Source organism: Phenylobacterium sp. CCH9-H3 (assembly GCF_001557235.1).
Lineage (GTDB): Bacteria > Pseudomonadota > Alphaproteobacteria > Caulobacterales > Caulobacteraceae > Phenylobacterium.
The window spans coordinates 1-23,120 of the sequence record NZ_LSJI01000108.1; the positions used below are offsets into that span (position 1 = coordinate 1).

The 23,120-nt window shown below is 69.8% G+C and carries 17 protein-coding genes; 9 read left to right on the forward strand and 8 right to left on the reverse strand.

All coding sequences use genetic code 11. The annotated features are described in order from the left end of the window. On the forward strand, nt 1–1,447 hold a 1,447-nt coding region (locus AX721_RS10715), incomplete at its 5' end, for a hypothetical protein (RefSeq protein ID WP_068876010.1). Here the strand turns inward: AX721_RS10715 and AX721_RS10720 are convergent. The 3 genes from AX721_RS10720 to AX721_RS10730 all read right to left on the reverse strand — a co-directional run bounded on the left by AX721_RS10720 (nt 1,444) and on the right by AX721_RS10730 (nt 4,845). After that, nucleotides 1,444–3,018, reverse strand: a complete 1,575-nt coding sequence (locus tag AX721_RS10720; protein WP_156467120.1) for a S10 family peptidase — start codon at nt 3,016–3,018, stop codon at nt 1,444–1,446. The two genes, AX721_RS10715 and AX721_RS10720, sit on opposite strands and share 4 nt — an antisense overlap. Beyond that, entirely contained in the window at nt 3,015–4,262 is a 1,248-nt protein-coding gene (locus tag AX721_RS10725; protein ID WP_068876011.1) for an aminotransferase class V-fold PLP-dependent enzyme, read from the reverse strand. Before AX721_RS10725 ends, AX721_RS10720 begins: the two co-directional genes overlap by 4 nt. Nucleotides 4,263–4,362: 100 nt before the next feature. Beyond that, the gene (locus tag AX721_RS10730; RefSeq protein ID WP_068876012.1) at nt 4,363–4,845 is read right to left on the reverse strand and encodes an Lrp/AsnC family transcriptional regulator; all 483 of its coding nucleotides are present in this window, start codon (nt 4,843–4,845) and stop codon (nt 4,363–4,365) included. Between the two features lie 288 nt (nt 4,846–5,133). Between AX721_RS10730 and AX721_RS10735 the strand changes: the two genes are divergently transcribed. From AX721_RS10735 to AX721_RS10745, 3 genes are all read left to right on the forward strand, one after another. After that, nucleotides 5,134–8,124, forward strand: a complete 2,991-nt coding sequence (locus tag AX721_RS10735; protein WP_068876013.1) for a TonB-dependent receptor domain-containing protein — start codon at nt 5,134–5,136, stop codon at nt 8,122–8,124. A 90-nt stretch (nt 8,125–8,214) separates the two neighbouring features. Then, nucleotides 8,215–9,156 carry an ornithine cyclodeaminase family protein gene (locus AX721_RS10740; RefSeq protein WP_068876014.1) on the forward strand — a complete coding sequence of 314 codons (942 nt, stop codon included), beginning with the start codon at nt 8,215–8,217 and terminating at the stop codon, nt 9,154–9,156. Then, a complete protein-coding gene (locus tag AX721_RS10745) occupies nt 9,156–10,847 on the forward strand; it encodes a hypothetical protein (RefSeq protein ID WP_068876015.1) in 1,692 nt (563 codons plus the stop codon). The genes AX721_RS10740 and AX721_RS10745 overlap by 1 nt, the downstream gene beginning before the upstream one ends. Here the strand turns inward: AX721_RS10745 and AX721_RS10750 are convergent. Further along, nucleotides 10,844–12,319 (reverse strand): S10 family peptidase, encoded by a 1,476-nt coding sequence (locus tag AX721_RS10750; protein WP_068876016.1) that lies wholly within the window; start codon nt 12,317–12,319, stop codon nt 10,844–10,846. The genes AX721_RS10745 and AX721_RS10750 overlap by 4 nt on opposite strands. A gap of 215 nt (nt 12,320–12,534) precedes the next feature. Between AX721_RS10750 and AX721_RS10755 the strand changes: the two genes are divergently transcribed. From AX721_RS10755 to AX721_RS10765, 3 genes are read left to right on the forward strand one after another with little or no spacing between them, the layout of a single operon-like run. Next, entirely contained in the window at nt 12,535–14,556 is a 2,022-nt protein-coding gene (locus AX721_RS10755) for an amidohydrolase family protein (RefSeq protein ID WP_068876017.1), read from the forward strand. Nucleotides 14,557–14,564: 8 nt separating this feature from the next. Next, nucleotides 14,565–16,064 carry a hypothetical protein gene (locus tag AX721_RS10760; RefSeq protein WP_068876018.1) on the forward strand — a complete coding sequence of 500 codons (1,500 nt, stop codon included), beginning with the start codon at nt 14,565–14,567 and terminating at the stop codon, nt 16,062–16,064. Nucleotides 16,065–16,074: 10 nt separating this feature from the next. Continuing rightward, nucleotides 16,075–17,367: an APC family permease gene (locus AX721_RS10765; RefSeq protein ID WP_068876019.1), complete on the forward strand. Its 1,293-nt coding sequence runs from the start codon at nt 16,075–16,077 to the stop codon at nt 17,365–17,367. On the opposite strand, the gene AX721_RS10770 is transcribed toward AX721_RS10765, so the two are convergent. Next, nucleotides 17,334–18,551: an amino acid aminotransferase gene (locus AX721_RS10770; RefSeq protein WP_068876020.1), complete on the reverse strand. Its 1,218-nt coding sequence runs from the start codon at nt 18,549–18,551 to the stop codon at nt 17,334–17,336. The genes AX721_RS10765 and AX721_RS10770 overlap by 34 nt on opposite strands. 191 nt (nt 18,552–18,742) lie before the next feature. On the opposite strand from AX721_RS10770, the gene AX721_RS10775 reads away from it, so the two are divergent. Beyond that, the gene (locus AX721_RS10775; RefSeq protein ID WP_068876021.1) at nt 18,743–19,210 is read left to right on the forward strand and encodes a pyridoxamine 5'-phosphate oxidase family protein; all 468 of its coding nucleotides are present in this window, start codon (nt 18,743–18,745) and stop codon (nt 19,208–19,210) included. A gap of 5 nt (nt 19,211–19,215) precedes the next feature. Then, nucleotides 19,216–19,458: a hypothetical protein gene (locus AX721_RS10780; RefSeq protein ID WP_068876022.1), complete on the forward strand. Its 243-nt coding sequence runs from the start codon at nt 19,216–19,218 to the stop codon at nt 19,456–19,458. A gap of 12 nt (nt 19,459–19,470) precedes the next feature. On the opposite strand, the gene AX721_RS10785 is transcribed toward AX721_RS10780, so the two are convergent. The 3 genes from AX721_RS10785 to AX721_RS10795 are packed head-to-tail and all read right to left on the reverse strand — an operon-like array spanning nt 19,471 to nt 23,072. Beyond that, nucleotides 19,471–21,495 (reverse strand): PQQ-dependent dehydrogenase, methanol/ethanol family, encoded by a 2,025-nt coding sequence (locus AX721_RS10785; RefSeq protein WP_197422533.1) that lies wholly within the window; start codon nt 21,493–21,495, stop codon nt 19,471–19,473. Nucleotides 21,496–21,536: 41 nt separating this feature from the next. Further along, nucleotides 21,537–21,857, reverse strand: a complete 321-nt coding sequence (locus AX721_RS10790; protein WP_068876024.1) for an NIPSNAP family protein — start codon at nt 21,855–21,857, stop codon at nt 21,537–21,539. 6 nt (nt 21,858–21,863) lie between these two features. Next, entirely contained in the window at nt 21,864–23,072 is a 1,209-nt protein-coding gene (locus AX721_RS10795; RefSeq protein WP_068876025.1) for an aromatic ring-hydroxylating dioxygenase subunit alpha, read from the reverse strand. Nucleotides 23,073–23,120: the final 48 nt, after the last annotated feature.

Consider the following 23,120-nt stretch of genomic DNA (forward strand, 5'->3'; position numbering starts at 1 on the left):
GGCGGGGCCGGCCCCGCCAGCGCTGGCCCAGGCGCCGGCCATCGACGCCGACCTCCGCGCGCCGCGGATCGCGGTGACGAAACATCGGGGCGTCTTCAACGGCCAGGCGCTGCGCTACACTGCGACCGTCGCGGAGATCTTCCTGGACGACGCCGCTGGCAGGCCCTCTGCGGCGGCGACGACGATCGCGTACGTGCGGGACGGGGTGAAGGCGCGCGCGGAGCGACCCGTGATGTTCCTGTTCAATGGCGGGCCGGGCGCCTCGTCCTCACCGCTGCACATGAGTGCGCTCGGCCCCTACAGGCGGACGCCCGGCGCGCCCGGAGACCGGAACGGCGGCGGGTGGGCGGAGAACCCCGCCAGCCCGCTGGACGCCGTCGACCTGGTGTTCATCGACCCCGTCGGCACGGGCTTCTCGCGGCCGTTCCCTGGCGCGGACCCCAAGGCGTTCTACAGCACATCGGGCGACGCCCAGGCGGTGGCGGCGGTGATCCGCGCCTGGCTGAAGGCCAATGGCCGCGAGGCCTCGCCCCGCTATCTGGCCGGCGAGAGCTATGGCACGACGCGGGCGGCGACCATCGTCGGTCTGGCGAAGGACTTGCCGTTCGATGGGGTGCTGCTGGTGGCCATGGTCGGCGACACGCCCGGCCGCGAGATGCCCTATGTGGCGAGCCTACCCACCATGGCGGCGGGCGCCTGGCATCACCGAAAGATCGATCGCGCCGGCCGCACGGTGGACGAGGTCTTCGCCGAGGCTGTGCAGTTCGCGCGCACCGATTACGTCAGCGCCCTGATCCAGGGCGGCAGCCTGCCAGCCGCGGAGAAGCGCCGGGTCGCGGAGCGCATGTCAGCTCTGGTCGGTCTGCCCGCCGCCCTGATCGAAGACAAGAACCTGCGGCTGTCCAAGAACGATTGGATGTTCAACGTCCTGAAGGACCAGGGCCTGCGCACCGGCCTGCTGGACGTGACGGTGACGGCGCCGCTGGAGCCGGGCCAGGACGGAGCCATCGACGACCCGGCCCTGGGCGTCGTGCCCAAGCGGGCCCCCGGCGCGCCGGCCGCGCCGCCGCCCAATCCCGCCGCCATCGGCCCGGTCCCCAGCCCGGTGGTGGGCCGCTACGTGACCGAAGTGCTGAAGTACCCGACCACGGACACCTATTACGGCGTCAATTTCTCGGTGAACGCCGCCTGGACCCACGAGCGCGGCGCCGCCATCGAGGGGCTGGGCCAGGCGATGCGCGAGAACCCGAAGCTGCGGCTGTTCTGGGCCGCCGGGTACTATGACCTGACCACCCCGGCCTATGCGGGCCGCTACACGCTGGATCAGGCGGGCGTGCCGGCGGGCCAGCTCACCGCGGCCTATTTTGCGGGCCCGCATGGGGTCTACGACGGCGAGGCCAACCTGGCCCGGTTCAGCGCCGCCGTGCGGGGGTTCGTGACGCCCTAGCGCGTGGCGTCGCGGATCAGGGTGCGGACGTCCTCGGCGAACGCGGCCGCGGTGTCGCCCAGATAGAGCATGTGGCCCGAGGCGTAGCGGCGCAGCATGACGCGGTCCGCCGGCAGCTTCGCCTGCTCGATGGCGTATTCGGCCGGCGCAGCATGGGTGGTCAGGTCGTAGTAGCCCGAGGCCACCAGCATCCGCAGCTTCTCGTTCCGGCGCATGGCCACCGCCAGGTCGGTGGCGAAGCTCTGGCCCGGCGGCACGCCGGTGCGGTTCCAGTTCCAGGACGGCAGCAGGTCTTTCCAGACGATGGCGCCATAGGGCCGGTCCATCTCCACCTTGAGGTCGCCCACGACCATCTGGTGGAAGGCGGAGACGAACCCCGGCACGTAGCGACCCATCGCCGGGTCATCGCCCACGGGATCGCCGCCGCCGCCCGCCAGCGGCAGGGTGTAGCGGCTGTCGTAGGCGCCCACCTGCAGGCCCCGGTCCGCCAGGATCTGACGGCCGAACGCGGCGTCCGAGATCGTCAGGCCGGATCCGAAGGCCGAGGCGGGCAGGCCGGTGTAGTCCGTAAGCCGCGCCAGGACGGCCGTGCGCTCGCCGGCGGTCAGCGTGCCGGCGGCGACCTTCCGCAGGGCTTCGGCATATTCGCTTCGGGCGAAGGCCACGACCTCCTGGTGGAAGCCTTCGATATCGCGCCCCTTGCGGTCGATCTTTCCGTGGACCCAGGCGGTGTCGGCCAGAGCGGGCAGGGCCAGGGCCTGACGCATCTCTGCGCCGCCGGCCGCGCCCGAGGCGTTGCGCGGGTCCAGCGTCGTGCCCAGTAGGATGACGCCGTTCAGGGTGATCCCCCGCATCACGCCCATGTAGAGCGGCCCGCCCATCAAGGCCCGGGGCAGAACGGCGGCGCGCACCGAGCCGTAGCTCTCGCCCATGACGAACTTGGGCGCATTCCAGCGCCGATGCTCGGTCAGCCACAGCTCGATGAACTGGCTGACCGTGTCGGCGTCCTCATCGACGCCCCAGAAGTCGGCGGTGGTGCCCTTGCCCACGACGCGGGACCAGCCCGTGCCCACCGGATCGATGAACACCAGGTCGGTCACGTCCAGCAGGCTGTGCGGATTGTCGGCGACGCCGAACGGTGGGGTGTTCGAGGGGTTCACCTCTCGGTCCAACACCACGCGGCGGGGGCCGACCACGCCCATGTGCAGCCAGAGCGACGAGGAGCCGGGCCCGCCGTTGAAGACGAACATCACCGGCCGGTTGGGGTCGGCGGGCCCATCCTTGAGATAGGTGAACGAGAAGATCGAACCGATGGGCTCGGCGGCGCGGTTGTAGAGGTAGGTCTCACCGGCGATGGCCATGTAGGGGATGCGGACCCCCTTCACCGTGATCGCGCGCTTGGTGACGAAACGCTTAGGGGCGGGCAGGGGCTCGACCGGTCCGGGCGCCGTGGGCCGGGACATCGGGATGGCGAACGGCCCGGCGTTGGGCGGGGGCGCGGCTGCCGGGGTCTGCGCCTGAGCCGACGAGGCGACCATGGCGCCGACAGCCAGGAGGATGGCGAGCCTCACGCGGGCGGCGCCTTCGGCAGGACGGCCAGAAGGCGGTCGACGTCGTTCATGTCGTTGAACACCGAGAGGGAGATGCGGAAGCGGTTGGCGCTGACCGTGAGGCGCAGGTCGTTCTTGGCCAGCAGGTCGCCCAGCTTGGCCCGGGCGTCCTTGAGCGCGAAGGCGATCAGTGGCGTGCGGCTGTCCTGCGGGGTCATCGGCCGGTAGCCCCGGCGGCGCAATTCGCCCTGGATCGCGTCGGCCATCGGCTGGCGCCAGGCCTGGATGTTGGCGACGCCCAGCGATCGGATGAAGCCCAGGCTGTGCTCGAGCTGGACCACGCCGGTCCACGAAGTCGTGCCCATGGCGAACTTGCCGTTCGCGCCGGGCGCGTAGCCGTAGTCGGCGACGGTCTCGCCCGGCGGATCGAAAGGGAAGACGTGGGTGACGAAGCGGCCGCCCACCTGGTGATAGCCCCACCACGGCCGCCGCACCTTCTCCTGCACCTCGCGGCGCACATAGAGGAAGGCCAGGCCGAAGTCGCCCATCAGCCACTTGTAGGAGGAGCAGGCCGCGAAATCGACGCCGGCGGCGCGCAGGTCCAGCGGGGTCGAGCCCGCCCCGTGCACGATGTCGGCGTAGACGTAAGCTCCGTGTGCGTGGGCCAGGTCGCAGACCGCCTTCAGGTCGTGCTCGAAGCCGTTGGTGGTGGAGACGTGGCTGATGGAGACCAGCCGTGTCCGGCCGTTGATCGCCGCGGCCATGGCGCCCATGTCGATGCGGCCCTCGGAGGTCATGGGCAGGGTGACCACGTCCATGCCCGCCTTGCCCAGTTCGCCATAGGTGTAGAACGAGCCGAAGAAATGCAGGGCGTCGGTGACGATCCGGCCACCGCCCTCGGGCAGGCCCAGGGCCCGCAGCACCAGGTTCTCGCCCATGGTCGTGGACTGGATGATGGTCAGTTCGTCCGGCGCCGCGCCGACCAGGGCGCCGAAGCCCTCCATGACAGCCTTTTCCTTGGCGTCCATGCTGTAGCCGGGCCAGTCGCCCTCGCGGGTCTTGTAACGGAGATACTCCTCCAGCGCCGCCTTGGCTCCGAGCGGCATCGGGTGGGTCGAGCCGCTGTCCAGATAGACGAACGGCATCCGGGCGAAGGCCGATCGAGCGGGCAGGGCGCCCGCGCCCGCGGGCGGCGCGGGCGACGCCTGGGCCAGGCCGGGAGCAGCCGCCGCGGCGGCCACCAGCGCTCTTCGGGTGAACTTCATCGGACGTCCTGCCTCCCGAAGATGCTAGCCGTCGGCCGCCGGATTGTTCTTTCGTACTTGCCGGGATGAACGGCGGCCCTTGGATGATTTATCCAAGCGATCAGCGGAATTTGCGGGCGGTCAGCGGCACGGCCATGGTGCTCTTCTGGGCCGACAGGGTGACAATGGACCGGACGTCGACCACCCCCGGCAACTTCAGCAGGACCGAGAAGATGAAGTCCTGGTACCAGGTCACGTCGGGGGCCAGGATCTTCATCATGGCGTCCATCTCGCCGAAGACGGTCCAGCACTCCAGGATCTCGGGGATGCTGTTGATCGCCTTGTAGAAGTTGGCCCGCTCTTCCTCGGTGAGGGTGGTCATCTTCACCTGGGCGAAGATCTGCATCTTGAAGCCGACCAGCTCGTGGTCGACGATCGCGACGACGGCCTTGATGTAGCCCTCCTCGCGCAGACGCTGGATCCGTCGCCAGCAGGGCGACTGGGACAGGCCCACCCGCTCGGCCAGTTCTCCGGTGGAGAGCGAGGCGTCGCGCTGCATCAGATCCAGGATCTTGATGTCGATCGCGTCGAGCGCGGCGGGCATAACTTCATCCTTGCGGCGGGCCATGCGCGCATAGCGGATGCGTAAAGCGCCGCTGTCAAGGAACGGCCGGGTCGCGAAAATGGGAATGCGCGATTTTCGAACCGCTGCATTGGCCATTCGCCACCCGCCCGGCCGCTGCATTATCAATGTGTATCGAACGGACAAAGGTTCTAAGAACGAAAAGAAAAACCGGCGCCACGAACCTACGGTCTGGGAACGGCAGGAGTTCGGTCGGGGACACGCGGGAGACGCGGCGCCGGCTCAGGCTTTGGACCTGGGGGATCAGACATGAACGGCAATTCCATCCGCGGGCGTATGTTGGCCTCGACCGTGCTCGGCGGGCTTGTGCTGATGGGGGCCGCGCCGGCCTTCGCACAGGCCGACGGGGTCAGCGAGATCGGCGAGATCGTCGTCACCGGCTCGCGCATCAAGCGGGCGGAGACGACCACCGAGGCGCCGGTCTCGGTGGTGACGGCGCAGGCGATCACGGATCGCGGCTTCATCCAGGCCGGCCAGGCGCTCAACGAACTGACCGCCAACATGCCCCAGTTCGCCCAGGCCTCCGGCAACGGCGCCGCGGCGGGCAACGCCCAACAGTTCCCCAACCTCTTCGGCCTGGGCGCGGGCCGCACGCTCACCCTGGTCAACGGCCGCCGCTTCGTGACCTCGTCCTCGGGGCTCTCGGTCGCGAACGCGGGGGTCATCGGCGACCGGGCCGTCGACACCAACGTCATCCCGACCGGCCTCATCTCGCGGATCGACGTGGTCCAGGCGGGTGGGGCGGCAGTCTACGGCTCGGACGCCATCGCCGGTGTGGTCAACTACATCCTGCGGGACGACTTCACGGGCCTGGAACTCGACGCGCAGTACGGCATCTCGTCGCGCGACGACTATCCGACCCAGAGCCTGCGGGCCACCGCGGGCCGCAACTTCCTCGATGATCGGGCCAACGTCGCCGTCAATCTGGAGTGGTCGAAGACCCGGCCGCTGTTCGACTACGACCGCCCGCGCTCGAACCTGGGTCGGGTCACGATTTCGAACCCGCTGAACCGCACAAATTCGGACGGCATTCCGGCGGTCACCGAGAACCTGAACACACGCTTCGTCAGCTTCAACGCCAACGGCGTGCTCTTCTCGCCGGGCCCACCCTTCGCCAGCTCGATCTACCGGGTCAATGGCGTGCCCCAGCAGTTCGACGCCACCGGCACGTCGCTGATCCCGTACAGCATCGGCAATCTGCTCAACAACACCGTGCCGCCCTTCACCAGTGGCGGGGACGGCAACCCGTACCAGGAACTGGCCGCCCTCGTGACCGGCGTCGAGCGCTGGAGCGGTACGGTCATCGGCCACTACGACATCACAGACCGCATCAAGCTGTCGGGCGAGTTCCTGTACGCCAGGGTCGAGGGCCGCGACCCCTATGGCAACCAGGCCAGCAACACCGTGCTGAACAACGCCGCCAGCGGCGCCGGCGCGATCTCGGTGTCGCGCACGAACCCCTACCTGTCGCCGGCGGTCACCGCGATCCTCGGCCCGGCCGGCGCGCCGCTCACCTTGTCGAAGTGGTGGACCGACCTGCTGCCGACCCGCGAGCAGACCTATCAGACCGATACGGTCCGGGCCTTGGTGGCGCTGGACGGCGACTTCGACGTCGGCGACCGCAACTTCTACTGGAGCCTGTCGTTCAGCCACGCCGAGACCGACGGCGAGACGCGCGGCTATCAGGTCTATACCCAACGCTTCAACAACGCGATCAACGCGGTGCGGAACAGCTCCGGCCAGATCGTCTGCGCCATCAACGCCGACGGGACGACGGCCAATGACGATCCCTCCTGCGCGCCGATCAATCCGTTCGGTGTCGGCAACGTGAGCCAGGAGGCCCGCCTCTACGCCACCACAGAGGTCGGCCAGGATTACCTCAATACCCAGGACGACCTGCTGGCGACGTTCGGCGGCGACCTGTTCGCCCTGCCGGCCGGCAAGGTGAAGTTCAGCGCCGCCTACGAGCACCGCGAGGAGAAGGCCAAGTTCGTGCCGCTGGCCGCCAACCAACTCGGCCTCGTGGGCTCTCAGGTGCCGACGGCGGCGACGAGCGGCAAGTACAACACTGACGAGCTGTCCGGCGAGCTGCTGGTGCCCGTGCTGGGCGGAGATTTCGCACTGCCCTTCGCCCGCACGGTCGAGCTCAACGGCGCCTACCGCTATGTCGACAACTCGATCGCGGGCAAGGAGGACGTCTGGGGCGTCGGCGGGCGCTGGGAGGTCCTGGAAGGGTTCACCCTGCGCGCTTCGCGTAGCCGAAATTTCCGCGCGCCGACCCTCGACCAGTTGTTCGCGCCGTCCCGGACGGCGCTCGCCAACTCCGGCAACGACCCCTGCGACGCCGACCGGATCGCTTCGGGCCCGGCGCCGGCCACGCGCCTCGCCAACTGCCAGGCCCTATTCGCCGCCAACCCGGGTTACGGCCCGCTTGCGACCTTCCAGGATCAGTCGGAGAACTTCTCGCGAGCCCTGATCACGTCGGGCGGAAACGCCGAACTGCGGAACGAGATCTCCAAGACCTGGACCTACGGCTTCGTGTTCCAGCCGAGCTTCGTGCCGGGGCTGAGCATCGTCGCCGACCGGGTGGAGGTGGACCTGAAGGACGGCCTGTCGCCCTTCACGCCCGCCAGCTTCATGGCCACCTGCTACGATCTGGCGGAGCAGCCGGCCGACATCTGCGGCACCTTTACCCGCGACGCTCAGGGCAACATCGCCACCGCGCGGTCGACGACCTTCAACGCGGGGCGGATGAAGTTCCGCGGCGAGGTCTACAACATCAACTACACCTTCCCGGTCGGCCGCTACTTCGGCGACCGTGACCTGGGCGAACTGGAGTTGAACCTCGAGGCGACCCGTGTCGAGAAGTTCGAGATCTCGGTGACCGGGGTCGACATCACGCGGGTCGACAACACCGCAGCGACGACCGATTTCGGCCCCTCGCCCGACCTCTCGGCTCGCTTCGACGCGCGCTGGCGTCGCGGCCCGCTGAGGATCAACTATTCGATCAACTACATGTCGCCGGTGAAGCTCACCTACACCGCGACGATCGAGAACGTACCAACGCCGACAGTGAAGGAAAACCTGCGCCAGAACGTGTCGGCGTCCTACGACATCGGCAACTACACGGTGCGCGGCGGGGTCACGAATATCACCGACGAGGAGCCGTCGTTCCCGACCCGGAACTATGGCGACATCCTCGGGCGCCAGTACTACGTCGGCCTGCGCGCCCGCTTCTAGTCCACCGCGAGCCAGCGTATCGGGTCGCGCGGGCGCGGCGATGGTCCCCACACCGTCGTCGCGCCTCGACTTTTCGGGGAGAGCCTGCTGATGCGTTTCATCGACCGGGACGAGGTGCGGGCGCGGCTGACCTACGAGGTCTGCATCCCGCTGGTGCGCCAGGCGATGATCGCCTTCTCCCGGGGCGAGACGCGCCAGCACCTCCGCTCGATCCTGCCGCTGAGCGAAGGGCGGATGTTCGGGATTATGCCGGGGGCGCTGGGCGAGCACGCCATGTTCGGCGCCAAGCTGATCAGCGTCTTCCACGGCAACTTCGCCAAGGGGATCCAGTCGCACCAGGGCGTGGTGGTCCTGTTCGATGGCGAGACCGGCGCGCCGGTCTGCGTCGCCCATGCGGGCGAGATCACCGCCATCCGCACCGCCGCGGCCAGCGCCGTCGCCACCGACGCCCTGGCCCGGCCGGACGCGGCGCGCATGGCGATCCTGGGATACGGCGAACAGGCAGGGACCCACGCCCGGGCGATCTCGAAGGTCCGCAAGCTGGAAGCGATCACCGTCTGGGGTCGCGACCCGGGCAAGGCCAAGGCCTTCGCCAAGGCGACGGAGGCCGAATTGGGCGTGCCCGTGTTTGCGGCGCCCAGCGTGCGGCAGGCCGTGGCGGGCGTGGACATCGTCACGGCCGTGTCCGGCGCGCGCGAGCCGATCCTGGAGGGCGCCTGGCTCGCGCCGGGGACGCACGTGAACCTGGTGGGCTCCAGCGGCCCGGGGCCGACGGAAGTGGATCACGACTTGGTCGTCCGCTCGCGCTTCATCGCCGACAGCCGCGAGGGCGTGCTCGCCCAGGGGGCGGAGTTCCTCTACGCCAAGGCCGCCGGCCTGATCGACGACAGCCACGTGGTGGGCGAGATCGGCCAGGTGCTGGCCGGCGACCTGGAGGGCCGCCAGTCCCGCGACCAGATCACGGTCTACAAGTCGCTGGGCCACGTCGTCCAAGACCTCGCGGCCGCCAAGGCCCTGTACGAGAGCCAGTGATGCGTCCCGTGCTGTTCGCCCTGGCCGCAGCGGCCGTCGCTACGGCCGGCGCTGCCGCCGAGCCGGAATTCGAGGTGCTGCTGGCGCCAGGTCCGATGGACGCCGTAACCGGGAAAGGGTTCGTCGACGTCACCCTAAAGGTGCCCCAGGCGGACGCCGCGGCCGGGGCTCCGCTGCTCACCCTTCCGGTGGTGATCGCCAACACCGACACCGTCGCCAACACCCTGACGGGCCTGACGGCCACCGACGCCCTGGGCGAGGTGCCGCTGACGATCAAGGACGATCCCGTGGCCATCGCCTACGCGCGCCACTGGACGGCGGGCCGGGCCGTGAAGGGCGAGCTGACCGTCCGCTACCGCGCGCCGGTGGACAACACGCCGCCGGCCCGCGGCTCTGGCCCGCCGTACAGCCTGCGGACCGAGGGCGGCGGGGTCTCGGGCGTCGGCAACACCTTCATCCTGCTGCCCGAGGGCGGGAAGCCGTACCGCATCTCCCTGCGCTGGGATCTGACGGCGCTGGGCGCGAACGCCTCGGCCATGTCCAGCCTGGGGGAGGGCGATGTTCGCCTGCCGGCCGGGCCGGTGGAACGGCTGCACCGCACCCTGTTCATGGCCGGCGAGATGCGCCGCGTGCCGGAGCAGGTGAAGCTCACCGGCTTCTCCGCCGCGTGGCTGGGCGATCCGCCCTTCGACCCGCGGCCGCTGATGGGCTGGGCCGAGCGCCTGCACGGCTGGATGAGCGGCTTCTTCCAGGATCCGTCAGAGCCACCCTATCGCGTGGTCCTGCGCTATAACCCGATCAACGCCGGCGGCGGCGCGGCCCTGACCAATTCGTTCCTGCTGACCTGGGGCGAGACGGCCAAGGATCCGGAGGCGCTCAAGGGGACCCTGGCGCACGAGATGATCCACACCTGGACCGCCTCAGGCCTCGGCGGGCAATGGTACGGCGAGGGGATCGCGGTGCATTATCAGGCGCTGCTGCCCTTGCGCGCCGGGATGCTGACCCCGGACCAGTACCTGGAGGACATCAACGACACCGCGCGGCGCTACTACACCAACGCCCTGAACGACACGCCGGACGCCGAGATCGCGCCGCGGTTCTGGGAAGACACGCGCATCCGCACGCTGCCCTACGACCGGGGCGCCATGTACTTCGCGGTGCTGGACGAGAAGATCCGCCAGGCCAGCGGCGGCAAGCGCTCGCTGGACGACCTGATCCGCGAGATGGTGCGCCGGCGCGCGGCGGGCGAGACCGTGCCGGAGGCCGGCTGGCTGGACCTCCTGGCCAAAGACCTGGGCGACGAGGGCCGGCGCATCCACGCCGACATGCTGGCGGGCAAGCTTATGCTGCCGGGCAGCGGAGCCTTCGGTCCCTGCTTCGTCCGTACGACGGGCCGCTTCCGCCGCTTCGACCTCGGGTTCGAGCCCAAGTCGCTCGTGGGCGATGTGAAGACCATCCGCGGGCTGAAGCCGGACTCCGAGGCCGCGAAGGCGGGCCTGAGGGATGGGGACGTGGTCACCTATTCGGTGGCCATGGACAGCGTGCAGGGCGACCAGGCGCGCCGGCTAACCCTGAACGTGGCCCGCGAGGGGAAGACCTTCCCGATCACCTACCTGCCGCGCGGCGAGGTCGTGGACGCCTGGCAGTGGGCGCGCGCGCCGGGCGTGCCGGACGACCGCTGCGTAAACTAGGCTGGGCGACCGCCGGTCACCCAGGCGCGGATATCGTCGGTGAAGGCCTTGTGCGACGGGATGTGGGTATAGGCCATGTGCCCGCCCACATACTGGCGCTGGAAGACCCGCTCGCGAGGCCAGTTGCTCCGCGTGACGAGATAGCGGGCGGGACCCACGGTCGTGGTCAGGTCGTAGATGCCGGTGCCGATCATCAGCCGGAAATCGGGATTGGCCTTGAACGCCGGGTCGATGCGGCTGGGATAGTCGTAGTCGAGGAAGGGACCGCCGGGTCCGAGGGTGCCGCCCCAGGTCCAGGTATGGGTGTCCGGCGCATAGGGCCGATAGTCGCTCATCGGCCAGGTGACGCCCAGGTTCCGCGACAGGTGCTCGCGCATCATCGGCGTGATCGGCTCGATCGTGGCCATGAACGGGTCGGCGCCCCGTTCGCCGGGCTTGGGCGCCGGCCCCACATAGCGGGCGTCGTACATGCCCAGCACCTGGCCCTCGGCCTTCAGCAACTCGCGGAGGAAGGCGATCTTGGTGATGGCGAGGTCGTTGGCCAGGTAGTAGTCGGCTCCGACGCCGGTCATGGCCTGTAGCCGCTCCGCCACCCGCCGGCGCTTCGCCTCCGGCAGGTCGTAGCCCTGGAGCAGGGCCTGGAGGTATTCCCCCATCCCCCAGGCGTAGGATTTGTCGACAACCGCCTCCATCGACTGGCCTTTCCAGGCCGGCGCCTTGCTGTGATAGGCGGCGATGGCGCAGAGGGCGGGCAGGTTGGTGGCGTAGGCCAGGGCGTTCTTCGCCCGCTGGCTGGTCTCGATCATGTTCACCGCCTGGCCGAACAGGAACAGCCCGTCCAGCGGCATGACGGGCGCGAGCTGGCCCGCCATGAAGGCTGCCCGCTGGGTGCCGTAGCTTTCGCCCAGGACGTACTTGGGCGAGGCCTCGCGGCCGTTGGCTCGGATCCAGGCCACGATGAAGTCCGACACCGACTGGCTGTCGCCGCCGATGGAATAGAAATAGTCGCGCTTGCCGCCCGGCAGGATGCGGGAGAAGCCCGTCTCGGCGGGATCGATGAAGACCAGGTCGGCGACGTCCAGCACGGTGAGCGGGTTGTCCGCCATGGACGGGGGCAGGGGCGGCGCCTTGGGGTCCTGCGCCACCGTGATCCGCTTGGGGCCCAGCGCCACCATGTGCAGGGTGGCGGACGAGCTGGAGGGGCCGCCGTTGAAGGCGAACAGCACGGGGCGCTTCGCCGCGTCGCCGCCGGCCTTCACATAGGAGGTGCAGACGAAACGCACGGTGGGCTGGCCGTCGGTACCGGTCAGCACCGTCTCGCCCACGGTGGCGACGTAGTCGACGCTCTGGCCGTTGAAGACCCCCGAATGGCGGGTGACGAACGGGGCGCCTTCCGCCGCCAAGGCGCTCCCGGCGGCCAGGGGCAGGAGGGCGCCGGCGCCCATTAGCGCGCGCTTGGTGATCTCGGTCATTCGTCTCTCCTGACCCGGCCAGGATGAAAGGCTATCGCGGGTCCGCCGGATTTTCCTTTCGTTGTGCCGGCTCCCGCGAAAACCCGTGGCATAGGCTATGTGGCTCCGCGCGAGCGTCTGCATTGAAGTTGTCGCGGCGCCGGCGGTCGGCCCGTACTTCGAATAGAAAATCCCGGCCTCGGAGGTACGATGATCCCGTCGTCCAGGGGTGCCTCATGCCGCCAAGACCCGCCGCCTTCGTCGGCGTCCTGCTGTCCCTGTGCCTGTCGGGATCGGCTCTAGCCGAGACCTTCCGGTACGTGGTCATGGCCAATGGCGAAAAGGTCGGTCACCTGGTCGCCGAGGTGCAGGGGCGCAGCACCTCCGTCGACTATGCGGTGAGCAACAACGGCCGCGGCCCCAAGGCCCGCGAGAAGATCGAGGCCGACGCCGCCGGCATCCCCGTGGCCTGGACCATCGAGGGCGAGTCCCTGTTCGGAAGCCCCGTGCAGGAGCGCTACGCCTGGACGGCCGGCCGAGCCGAGTGGGTCAGCCAGGCGGACAAGGGAGCGATCCCCGCCGCCAAGCCCATGCTCTACATCGGCAACGACGTGAGCCCGTGGATGCTGGGCGCGTACGTCAAGGCGCTGCTGAAGACGCCCGACAGGACCCTGCCGGTGGCCCCGTCGGGGCGCCTGCGCCTGACCGAGGTGCGCAAGGTAACCCTGGGCGAGGGCAAGGCCGCGGTTCCGCTGACCGTCTACGAATTGACCGGGATCGATCTCAATCCCATCTACGTCCTGATCGACCGCAAGGGCGAGCTGTTCGCCACGGGCGGCCTGATCCGCGAGGGCTACGAGGCCCAGGTTCCGGTGCTGGAGAAGATGCACCGCGAGATCGCCCTGGCCCGCGCCGAGGCGGCGCAGGCGAAGCTGGCGCACCGGTTCGAGGGCCCGGTCCGCATCCGCAACGTGCGCATCTTCGACCCCGTGTCCATGACGGTGGGCGGCCTGTCGACGGTGGTGGTCTATGGCGACCGCATCGCCACCGTCGGCGCGAACGATGCGGCCGGACCTGCGCCGGCCGGTGAGACGGTGATCGACGGGCAGGGCGGCACGCTGCTGCCCGGCCTGCACGACATGCACTCGCACACCAGCCTGTCGTCCAACCTGTTCAACCTGGCCGCGGGCGTGACCGCCACCCGCGACCAGGGCAACGATAACGAAGAGCTGCTGGCCATGCTGGAGGGTCTTCGGACCGGACGCCTCGCCGGGCCGCGCATCGTGCGCAACGGGTTCCTGGAGGGTCGCAGTCCCTATTCGGCCCGCCTGGGCTTCGTGGTCGACAGCCTGGACGAGGCGCTGGCCAAGGTCCGCTGGTACGCGGATCGCGGCTACTGGCAGGTCAAGCTCTACAACAGCTTCAACCCAGACTGGGTCGCGCCCGTCGCCGCCGAAGCCAAGCGCCTGGGGCTGGGGGTCACGGGTCACGTGCCCGCCTTCTCGTCGCCCGACAGGGTGATGCGCGACGGCTACGACGACATCGCCCATATCAACCAGCTGATGCTGGGCTGGATCCTCGACCCCAAGGAGGACACCCGCACCCCGCTGCGGCTTACGGGCATGGCGCGGGCCAAGGACCTGGATCTCAACTCGCCGCGCGTGCAGGCCACCGTCGCGCTCATGAAGGAGAAAGGGGTGGCGCTCGACACCACCGCCATGATCCTGGAGCGGCTGATGCTGTCGCGGTCGGGGCAGGTGCAGGCGGGCGATGCGCCCTACCTCGACCATGTGCCGATCGGCTACCAGCGCTACCGCAAGCGCAACTTCGTCACGATCCGGACGCCCCAGGACGACGCCGACTACCAGGCCGGCTTCCGCAAGGTGCTGGAGACGCTGAAGATGCTGGACGATCGCGGGATCCAGCTGCTGCCCGGCACCGACGACGGGACCGGCTTCTCCAGCCAGCGCGAACTGGAGGTGTATGTCATGGCGGGCATCCCGGCCGGCAAGGCCCTGCGCCTCTCCACGCTGGACGCGGAGAAATACTTCGGCCGCGACAGCCAGCTGGGCTCGATCGAGCGTGGGAAGCTGGCCGACTTCATCCTCGTGGAGGGGGATCCCGTCGCCGACATCTCCAAGATCCGCAACGTGCGCATGACCATGGTGGGCGGCGTCGCCTACTATCCCGCCGAGATCTACGAGCACCTGGCGATCCGGCCCTTCGCGCCGCCCCCGCCCGTGACGCCGGCCCGCTAAGGATGGGGATGCGCCAGCTCGCCTTCGTCGCCGTCGCCCTGCTCGCCTTGGCTGGCCCCGTCGCCGCCCAGACCTTCGATGCGACCCTGAAGCCGGTACGTGACGCCGCGGGCGAGGTGACGGCCATCGAGGTGCGCTCGACCCTCGCCGATGTCCCCTCGGACGCAGGGCCGTTCTCGCTCGCGGCGCCGGTGGTGTACGCCGCCCTGCGCGGGGTGGCGGACCGGGTGACCGACCTGCAGGTCCGCGACGCCCAAGGACCGGTGCCGCTGACCGCCAGCGACGATCCGCCCGCGCCGGGCGGCTTTCCCTACTTCCGGCATTGGAAAGCGGACCGGGCGGTGAGCTATCCGGTCACCGTGACCTATTCGTCGCTGGTCCAGCCTCCGGGCTCGCCCGGCGGTCCGCCCTTCGGCATCCGCCCCGCTGGTGGGGGCGTGTCCGGGGCCGGGTCGGGCTTCCTGGTGATCCCCGAGCATGTGAAGGGCGGGACTTCGACAGTCCGTTGGGATCTGTCGGGTTTCGCGCCGGGCGCGGCCGGGATCACCTCCTTCGGCGAGGGTGAATTCACCGTCCAGGGTCCGCCGTCTCGGCTCATGCAGGGCTGGTACATGGCCGGACCGCTGAACCGCCACCCCGCCTCGGGCGACGCGGATGGCTACAGCGGCGCCTGGCTGGGCAAGGCCCCGTTCGACGTGGCCCGGGAGATGGCCTGGGCGGCCGACGTCTACGCCTATCTCGACCGATCGTTCGGTTACCTGCCGGCGCCGCGCTACCGCGTCTTCATGCGGTTCCTGGACACCCCGCCCTTCGGGGGCGCCACGGCGCTGACCCAGTCGTTCATGCTGTCGCGCAGTTCCGGCCCGCTGGACCCCAAGGCCGAAGGCCCGCGACGGACGCTGGTGCATGAAATGACCCATCAGTGGACCGGCGGGATCGAGGCGCCGCAAGGCGTGTCCAGCTGGTTCTCGGAGGGGTTGACCACCTTCTACACCGCGCTGCTGCCCATGCGCGGCGGGTTCACCTCCATCGAGGACTACGGCGAAGAGATCGACGAAATGGCCCGCGGGTACTGGGGCAGCCCCGCCCGAGGCTGGTCGGCCGACCGGATCGCCCACGCCGGCTTCGGGGACGAGAGCATCCGGCATGTCCCCTACAACCGCTCCAGCCTTTACTTCGCCAGCCTGGACGCACGGATCCGCGCCAAGTCGGGCGGCAAGCGCAAGCTGGACGACATGCTGAAGCCGATGTTCGTCAGCCGCGAGCAGGGCGTTCGCTTCGACCACGCGGCCTGGAAGGCGATGCTCGGCCGGGAACTGGGACCAGAGGCGGTGGCGGAGTGGGAACGGGTGATCCTGGACGGCGAGATGTTCACGCCCGAGAGCAACGCCTTCGGCCCCTGTTTCCGGCGCACGCCGAAGACCTATACCGTCGAAAACAAGCCGGTGGAGGGGTACGCCTGGGTGCGTGTTCCGTCCGTGCCGGACGCGACCTGCCGCACCTGGTGACGGAGCCTGCATGACCGAACAGCTCCGCCACGGAGTCCGCCTGATCGATCTGGTTATGCTGGGCGCCGGCACCGCCATCGGCGCCTCGATCTTCTCGGTCCTGGGACCCGCTGCGCAGGTGGGTCACGAAGGCATCCTGGTGGCCTGCGTGCTCGCCGCGCTGCCCATGGTGCTCTTCGGGCTGGTGTACGCCTACATGGCTTCGGCCGTGCCGCGCACCGCCGCGTCCTTCGAATGGCAGCGGCAGTTCACCCATCCGCTCATCGCCTTCGGGATCGTCTGGTTGCGGATCCTGTCCAACGCGGTCGTGATGATCGTGCTGGGCACGGTGCTGGTGAGCTACCTGGGGCGGGTGATCGCAGTGCCGGGCAAGCCGGTGATGTTCGGCCTGTTCCTCGCCGTCTTCGCGCTCAACTACCTGGGCGTCGCCATCGCGGCGCGGGCGCAGACGGTGATGATGCTGATGCTGCTGGCGGTGTTCGCGGTGTTCGTGATCGCCGGCGCGCCATCGCTGAAGCCGCAGCTCGTCCAGCAGTCCCTGTCGGTAGGCTGGGTTCCGATCCTGGCCGCCCTGCCGCTGATGATCCAACTGTTCCTGGGCATCGAGACCACCACCGAGGTGGGCGAGGAGGTGGCCGACCCCAAGCGCGTGGTGCCGCTGGGCCTGGCCCTCGCCCTGGCGCTGACGGTGGTCGTCTACCTGGCCATCGCCTTCACGGCGCTCAGCCTCGTGGGCGCCGACGCCCTGGCCGCCAGCGACGCGCCGCTGCTCACCGCGGCCGAGGCGGCGCTGGGCGGCTGGGCGATGCCCCTGATCGTCACCGCCGCGGTCCTCGCCCTGCTCAAGTCGATGAACGCGGTCTTCCTGGTCTTCGCCCGTTTCCTCTACGCCATGGGCCGGGCAGGCGTGCTCCCGGCGCCCCTGGGCCGCATCCATCCGCGGTTCGGGACGCCGCACGTGGCCACCGTCGTCGCCTTCATCGCCTGCTGCCTGGGCCTGTTCCTGCCGTCGAGCCTGCTGTTCCTGCTGTTGGCGGTGAACATCCCGACGATGATGAAATACCTGGGCTCGTGCCTGGCGGCCTACAACGTCGCCGCGCGGCATCCGGAGGTGCATGCCCAGGCGCGCCTGCGCCTCGGCCGCGGCACGGTGCGCGTGCTGGCCGGACTGGGCATGGTCGCCGCGGTGGTCATCGCCAGCCTGGGCTTCGGCACCGACTGGAAGCCCTACGCCCTGCTGGCCGGCTGGCTGGCCCTGGGCCTGGCCTACTATGCCTTCGTGTCGCGCAAGACGGCGTCGTAGGCGGCGGCGAACGGGCCGATCGTCTCGGCGCGCAGGCCCGCAATGTTGATGCGGCCGTTGCCGGTCATGTAGACGGCGTGATCGCGCCGCAGCGCCTCCACCTGGGCCGGCGAGAGCGCCAGCATGGAGAACATGCCCCGCTGGCCGCGGATCGGCTCGAATCTCGGGTCGGCGTCGGCCAACATCTCGCGCACCGCCTGCAGGCGGGCCCGCTGGCCTTCCAGTTCGCCGCGCCACAGCGCCGTCAGGGCCTCGTCCTCCAGGATCATCCGCACTGCGGCGGCGCCATGGTCCGGCGGCATCGACCAGGCGCAGCGGGCGATCTTCAGGATGTTGGTGCGCACCGCCTCGGCGTGGGCCCGGGCCCGGACGAAAAGGGCGCCCGTCCGCTCGCGATAGAGGCCGAAGTTCTTGTCGCAGGAATAGGCCACCATGGCGTTGTCCACGGCCTCCAGGACCAGGCGAAGGCCGGCGGCGTCCTCGTCAAGCCCGGCGCCCAGGCCCTGGTAGGCCAGGTCGATCAGGGGCGTCAGGCCGCGCGCCAGGATCACCTCGGTCAGGGCGCGCCACTGGTCAAGGTCGGGGTCGGCGCCGCTGGGGTTATGGCAGCAGCCGTGCAGCAGGACCACATCGCCCGCCTGGGCGCCCTGCAGCGCGTCCAGGGTCTCGTCGAACGTCAGCGCCTGGGTCTGCGGGTCGAAGTGGCGGAAGGACATCACCTCCAGCCCCGCCTCGGCGAAGATCGGCGCATGGATGGGCCAGGACGGGGCGCCCAGCCACACGCGGGCGCCGGGCCGCCCCGCGTGGGCCAGCTCGGCGGCGAGCCGCAGGGCGCCCGTGCCTCCCGGCGTCTGAACGCCGAACAGGTCCGACGCCGCTGCGCCGCGGCCGAAGATGATCGGCGACAGGCGTTCCAGGTATCCGAAGTCGCCCTCCGGCCCCAGGTAGGCCTTGGTCTCCTGGGTCTCCAGCAGGCGGGCCTCGGCGGCCTTCATGGCGGCGAACACCGGCGTGCGCCCGTCGGCGTCCCGATAGACGCCGACACCCACGTCGATCTTGTGGGGCCGAGGGTCCTCGCGGAACATCTTGCTCACCGCCAGCACGGCGTCCGGAGGCTGGGGTAGGAGGCCGTCGAAGAGAACGCCGGCGGCGGCGCGGGCGGGCGCGGCATGGGTGCTGCTCATGCGCCCAATCTAGCCGCTGCGCCCCGCATAAGATTCCCGATTTGCGGGACCGTTCGCCGGCTGGCGGATTGGGAATCCAAAAAGCACGGCCATCTGGGGAAGAACGTTCCTCACGCCCTGTAGTCGGCCTTGACCCAGCGCAAGGCGCGCGCCGTCGCGCTCGGCTTTGATGGACGTTGAAGGAGGCGCCCATGGCCACGCACCCTGAAGTCGACATCCGAGACATCCTGGCGCTTGGCCAGGACATGACGGTCGCCAGCCTGCTGCCCGACGGGGCGCCGCACGCGAGCACCGTCAGCTACGCCAGCGAGGGCCTGCGCATCTATTTCGGCTGTTCGCCAGCCTCGCAGAAGGCGCAGAACCTCGCGCGCGACGATCGGGTGGCGATCACCATCACCCTGCCGTACCGCGACTGGGGCGAGATCCGGGGCCTGGCGCTGCAGGGGCGCGCCCGACGCCTGCCGCCCGGCGCGGACGCCGACCGCGCGGGCCTGCTGTTCCTGCAGAAGTTCAGCGAGATCGCCCAGTACGTCTCCATCGACGGCGGCAACGAGCTGGCGCTGTTCGAGGTGACGCCCACCGACGTTGCGGTGCTCGACTACCGCCAGGGCTTCGGCCACGTCACGCGCACGCGCCTCGGCGCGCCGGCGGAGGCCTGAGGGCGATGGCGAAGCATCCCCGCCCCGGGCTGGCGCTGTTCGGACTGGCCTGCCTGCTCGCCGGGTTGACCGGGATCGCGGCGCTCATGGTGGCCGTCTACGGGACGTCCGACGCCTGCACGGCCTGGGCGATGAAGCTGGGCCTGGCCGGCAGCCTGCTCGCCTCGGCCTTCGCGCAGGTCCTCGTGCTGCTGGGCGGCTGGTCGCTGTGGCGCGCGATCCACGGGCCGCCGACGGCCTCGACATAGGCCCCCCGCGCCTCAGGGCGCCCGGGAAGCCGCCGGCGCTTCGGCTGAGCGCGTCCGCTGCGCCCAGGAAATCAGGAAGGCCCTCAACGCCCCGGTGTCGCCCGATGACAGCACGTTGGCGAAGCTGGCCATTCCGGCCTGGCGATAGGCGCCTCCGAGGACGATGTCGTCGAACGCCGCGAGCGTCTCGGGCGTCATCCGGCGAAGGTCCGGGAAGGGCGTCGTCTCCCCAACGTAGCCGTGGCAGCGGGCGCAGTGCGTGACGTAGAGCGCCTGGCCGCGGGCCGCCGCCGCCGGCGACTGCGGCTCGGCCACGGACATGAGCGGCGGTCGCGCCGGCCGCCGCGGGGCCACCCGAATGGGCCCGCCGCCGAGTTTCAGGACCAGCAAGCGTCCGGCATTGTCGTATCCGGGCGGCGCGCCCGGCGAGTCGGCGTCGACGCGTACGCCGTTCCAGCCCGCCGCGACGGCGATGAACTGCTCGCGACCGACGCGATAGCTCACCGGTGGGGCGACGATCCCCGTGCCGACCAGCAGGCGGCGCAGCCGGCGGCCGCTGGCGGCGTCGCGGAATTCGATGTGGCCGTCTGCCAGCCCCTGGACCACCAGCCCGCCGCCGGTGACCAGGACGCCGCCATTCATCGGTTCCGAGAGCTCGGCGACCCAGGCCGGACGGCCGGCGCGCGGGTCCCAGGCGATCAGGCGGCCGGTGTTGGCGCTGGACGCCCGAGCCGGCGTGTCGCCGCCGACCTCGCGCTCGAACCATGTGGGCGCGTCGGGATCCCAGATCCAGCCCAGGTCTTGCGCCGGGATGTACACGAGCCCCGTCCGCGGGCTGAAGGCCATCGGCTGCCAATTGTGACCACCGTAAGGGGACGGATGGAGCCGCGTCCGGCCCTTGGTGTAGTCGGCGCCGGGGGCGAGCACGGGCCGGCCCGTATCCAGGTCCACGCGCTCGGCCCAGGTCGTTCGGACGTACTTCTCCGCGGAGAGGAGCTCGCCCGTCCGCCGGTCCAGGACGTAGAAGAATCCGTTCTTCGGCGCCTGCATCAGCACCTGGCGCCTGGCGCCGCCGATCTCGAGGTCGGCGAGCACCATGTTGGCCGTCGCCGTGAAATCCCACTGGTCGCCGGGTGTGGTCTGGTATCGCCAGACGAGCCGGCCGGTGTCGGGCCTCAGCGCCAGGATGCTCGAGAGGTACAGGGAGTCGCCGCCGCCGGGGTTGCGTCGCCGGGGATCGTAGGGGCCGCCGTTGCCCGTGCCCACGTACAGCAGGTCCAGTTCGGGATCGTAGGACATGGAGTCCCACGCGTTTCCGCCGCCGCCGACCGACCAGTCACGGTTCGGATCCCAGGTCTTCAGGGCCGCCTCAAGTTCGGGATGTTCCTGCCCCAGGCGCGGGTCGCGGGGGGTGATGTAGAAGCGCCAGGCGAGCTTTCCCGTTTCGGCGTCGTAGGCCGAAATGTAGCCGCGGGTACCGAAGTCGCCGCCGCCGTTGCCGATGATCACCTTGCCTTTCACGACGCGCGGTGCGCCGGTGATGGTGTAGAGCGGCCTTCTTCCCGTGGTGTCGGCGGTCCAGACGGGCTTGCCGGTGCGAGCGTGCAGCGCGATGAGCCGTCCATCGAAGGCGCCGACATAGACCTTGTCCCGCCAGAGCGCCACGCCGCGGTTTACCGCCTTGCAGCAGCCCTGCGCCAGCCAGTCGCGCGGCACGTCCGGATCGTACGCCCACAGGCGCTTGCCGGTGGCCGCGTCGAAGGCGAAGACGCGGCTCCAGGTGGAGGTCACGTAAAGCCGACCGTCGGCCACCAGGGGCGTGGCCTCGATCCCGAAGTCGAAGCTGTCGAGCGAGGCCTCCCAGGCGAGACCCAGAGCGTCCACGTTCGCGGAGGTGATCTCATCGAGCGGCGAGAACCGCTGCTCGCCCCAGGTGCGGCCGTTGGTGAGCCAAGCGCCCGGCTCCCGATCGGCGCGCCGCAGCCGCCGCTCGTCGACGCCGTCGCTGCAACCCGCCAGCAGGGCCGCAAGGCCCACGGCGATCGCCGCGAGCCTCGGTCCGGCCCGTCGCAGGGGAGTCAGGCTGGCCTCGGGTGGTAGGACGCCGGGTCGCAGAAGACGACCGTCTCGCTGATCACCGTCTCGTCCAGCATCGCCTTGAACGCGGGGAAGTCGGGGTGGGCGCCCAGGGATTTCAGGGCGCGGTCGTAGTGCTGGAAGTCATCGAGTTCCCAGAGGTCGATCACATTGCCCAGGCGTCCACTGCGCTGGACGAAGGCCCCGGCCAGCCGCCAGCCTTCGCGCTCGAGCAGCGGCACGGCGGTCTTCTGCATACCCTCCAGAAAGCGGCCCAGCCCGGCGGCGTGGATCTCGAGCGTCACGTGCAGGAAGACGGACATCGCCGGTCAGTCCGCGACCGGGCCGACGATCGCGGCGATCGCCCGATGCACGCCCTGCAGCGCCGCCTCGTTCCGGCCGAACACGATCTCGAAGCCATCGGGCGCGTTCTCGAGGTTGCGCTGGCCTTCCTTCGAGACGCTGTAGTCCTCGGTCGACACCACGTGGACAATGAAGTCGTGCGCGTCGGCGAACGCCTGGTCGGGCGTCTCGGCCGGAACATCCGCTCCGCGGTGCGCCGACATCAGGGTGCGGCAGCGGCCCGGGGTCTCGCCGGGATACAGGCGGTACATGCCGATCATGCTGCCACCTCCCTCCATGGGCGCGCCGTAGACGATCGAGTTCGGGAAGACGAAGTGGCTGCCGCCGTAAGGCGTCACCGGCCACTCGGCTTCCGGCTTGCCGACCAGATCCTGGTAGGCGTTGTTCGTGAAGCTCACGCGGTAGTGCAGGCCCAGGTCGTCGTAGAGCGCGACGTTGCTGCGCGAGGTGGTCCCGAAGGTCGTCGTGTGCAGGGCGCTGAAATGATAAGCCTCGCCGTAGGTGTCGAGGCAGTATTTCCAGTTGGCCTCGGTCTCGACGCGGTCCTGTTTGATGGGCTTGGCGTGGGCCAGATCGAGGGCGAGCAGTTGCGGGCCCATGTCGCCTAGCCAGGCCTCGACGTCGATCTCCTCTTCGCCGGCGTGCGTCTTCACGAAGATCATGCCGCCCCATTCGCCCACGGGCACGCGGACGAGGCGGCGGGTGGCGCGTTCGACGCCTTCGAACCCATCCTCGCCCGGCACGGCGACCAGGCGGCCCTCGAGGTCGAAGGCCCAGGCGTGGAAGGGGCAGGTGATCAGCTTGCGTCGTGTGCACTCATGGACCAGCCGGGCCGCCCGGTGTGTGCACATGTTGAGGAAGGCGCGCGCCTTGCCGTCCTGCCCGCGCATGATCAGGATGGCCGGACCTGCCTCGTCGAAGACCTTCATGTCGCCCGGCCGGGCGACGTCCTGAGAAAGACAGGCCAGCAGAGGCAGCTTCCCGAACAGCTCGCGCTTCTCGGCGTCGAACCGCGCGACGTCGGTGTACTCGCGAGAGGATACCGTCATGGTCCCGTTGGCCAGGTCCGTGGTGCCGCCGGCCGCCAGGTGGCTGACGATGCGCCGTTCCAGGTCGCGCATGGTGTCCGGCCGGCGGCGGGCGGCGGGCCTGTCGGATTGGAGCACGGTCGTCATTGCTTCCTCCGCAAAAGAAGAGGGGCCCGGCGCTGGAGCCGGGCCCCA

Coding starts and splice junctions, on each gene's coding strand:
- AX721_RS10740 (WP_068876014.1), top strand. CDS start 8,215: ATGCGTTTCATCGACCGGGACGAGGTGCGGGCGCGGCTGACCTACGAG.
- AX721_RS10795 (WP_068876025.1), bottom strand. CDS start 23,072: ATGACGACCGTGCTCCAATCCGACAGGCCCGCCGCCCGCCGCCGGCCG.
- AX721_RS10770 (WP_068876020.1), bottom strand. CDS start 18,551: ATGAGCAGCACCCATGCCGCGCCCGCCCGCGCCGCCGCCGGCGTTCTC.
- AX721_RS10765 (WP_068876019.1), top strand. CDS start 16,075: ATGACCGAACAGCTCCGCCACGGAGTCCGCCTGATCGATCTGGTTATG.
- AX721_RS10760 (WP_068876018.1), top strand. CDS start 14,565: ATGCGCCAGCTCGCCTTCGTCGCCGTCGCCCTGCTCGCCTTGGCTGGC.
- AX721_RS10745 (WP_068876015.1), top strand. CDS start 9,156: ATGCGTCCCGTGCTGTTCGCCCTGGCCGCAGCGGCCGTCGCTACGGCC.
- AX721_RS10775 (WP_068876021.1), top strand. CDS start 18,743: ATGGCCACGCACCCTGAAGTCGACATCCGAGACATCCTGGCGCTTGGC.
- AX721_RS10725 (WP_068876011.1), bottom strand. CDS start 4,262: ATGAAGTTCACCCGAAGAGCGCTGGTGGCCGCCGCGGCGGCTGCTCCC.
- AX721_RS10790 (WP_068876024.1), bottom strand. CDS start 21,857: ATGTCCGTCTTCCTGCACGTGACGCTCGAGATCCACGCCGCCGGGCTG.
- AX721_RS10735 (WP_068876013.1), top strand. CDS start 5,134: ATGAACGGCAATTCCATCCGCGGGCGTATGTTGGCCTCGACCGTGCTC.
- AX721_RS10755 (WP_068876017.1), top strand. CDS start 12,535: ATGCCGCCAAGACCCGCCGCCTTCGTCGGCGTCCTGCTGTCCCTGTGC.
- AX721_RS10730 (WP_068876012.1), bottom strand. CDS start 4,845: ATGCCCGCCGCGCTCGACGCGATCGACATCAAGATCCTGGATCTGATG.
- AX721_RS10750 (WP_068876016.1), bottom strand. CDS start 12,319: ATGACCGAGATCACCAAGCGCGCGCTAATGGGCGCCGGCGCCCTCCTG.
- AX721_RS10780 (WP_068876022.1), top strand. CDS start 19,216: ATGGCGAAGCATCCCCGCCCCGGGCTGGCGCTGTTCGGACTGGCCTGC.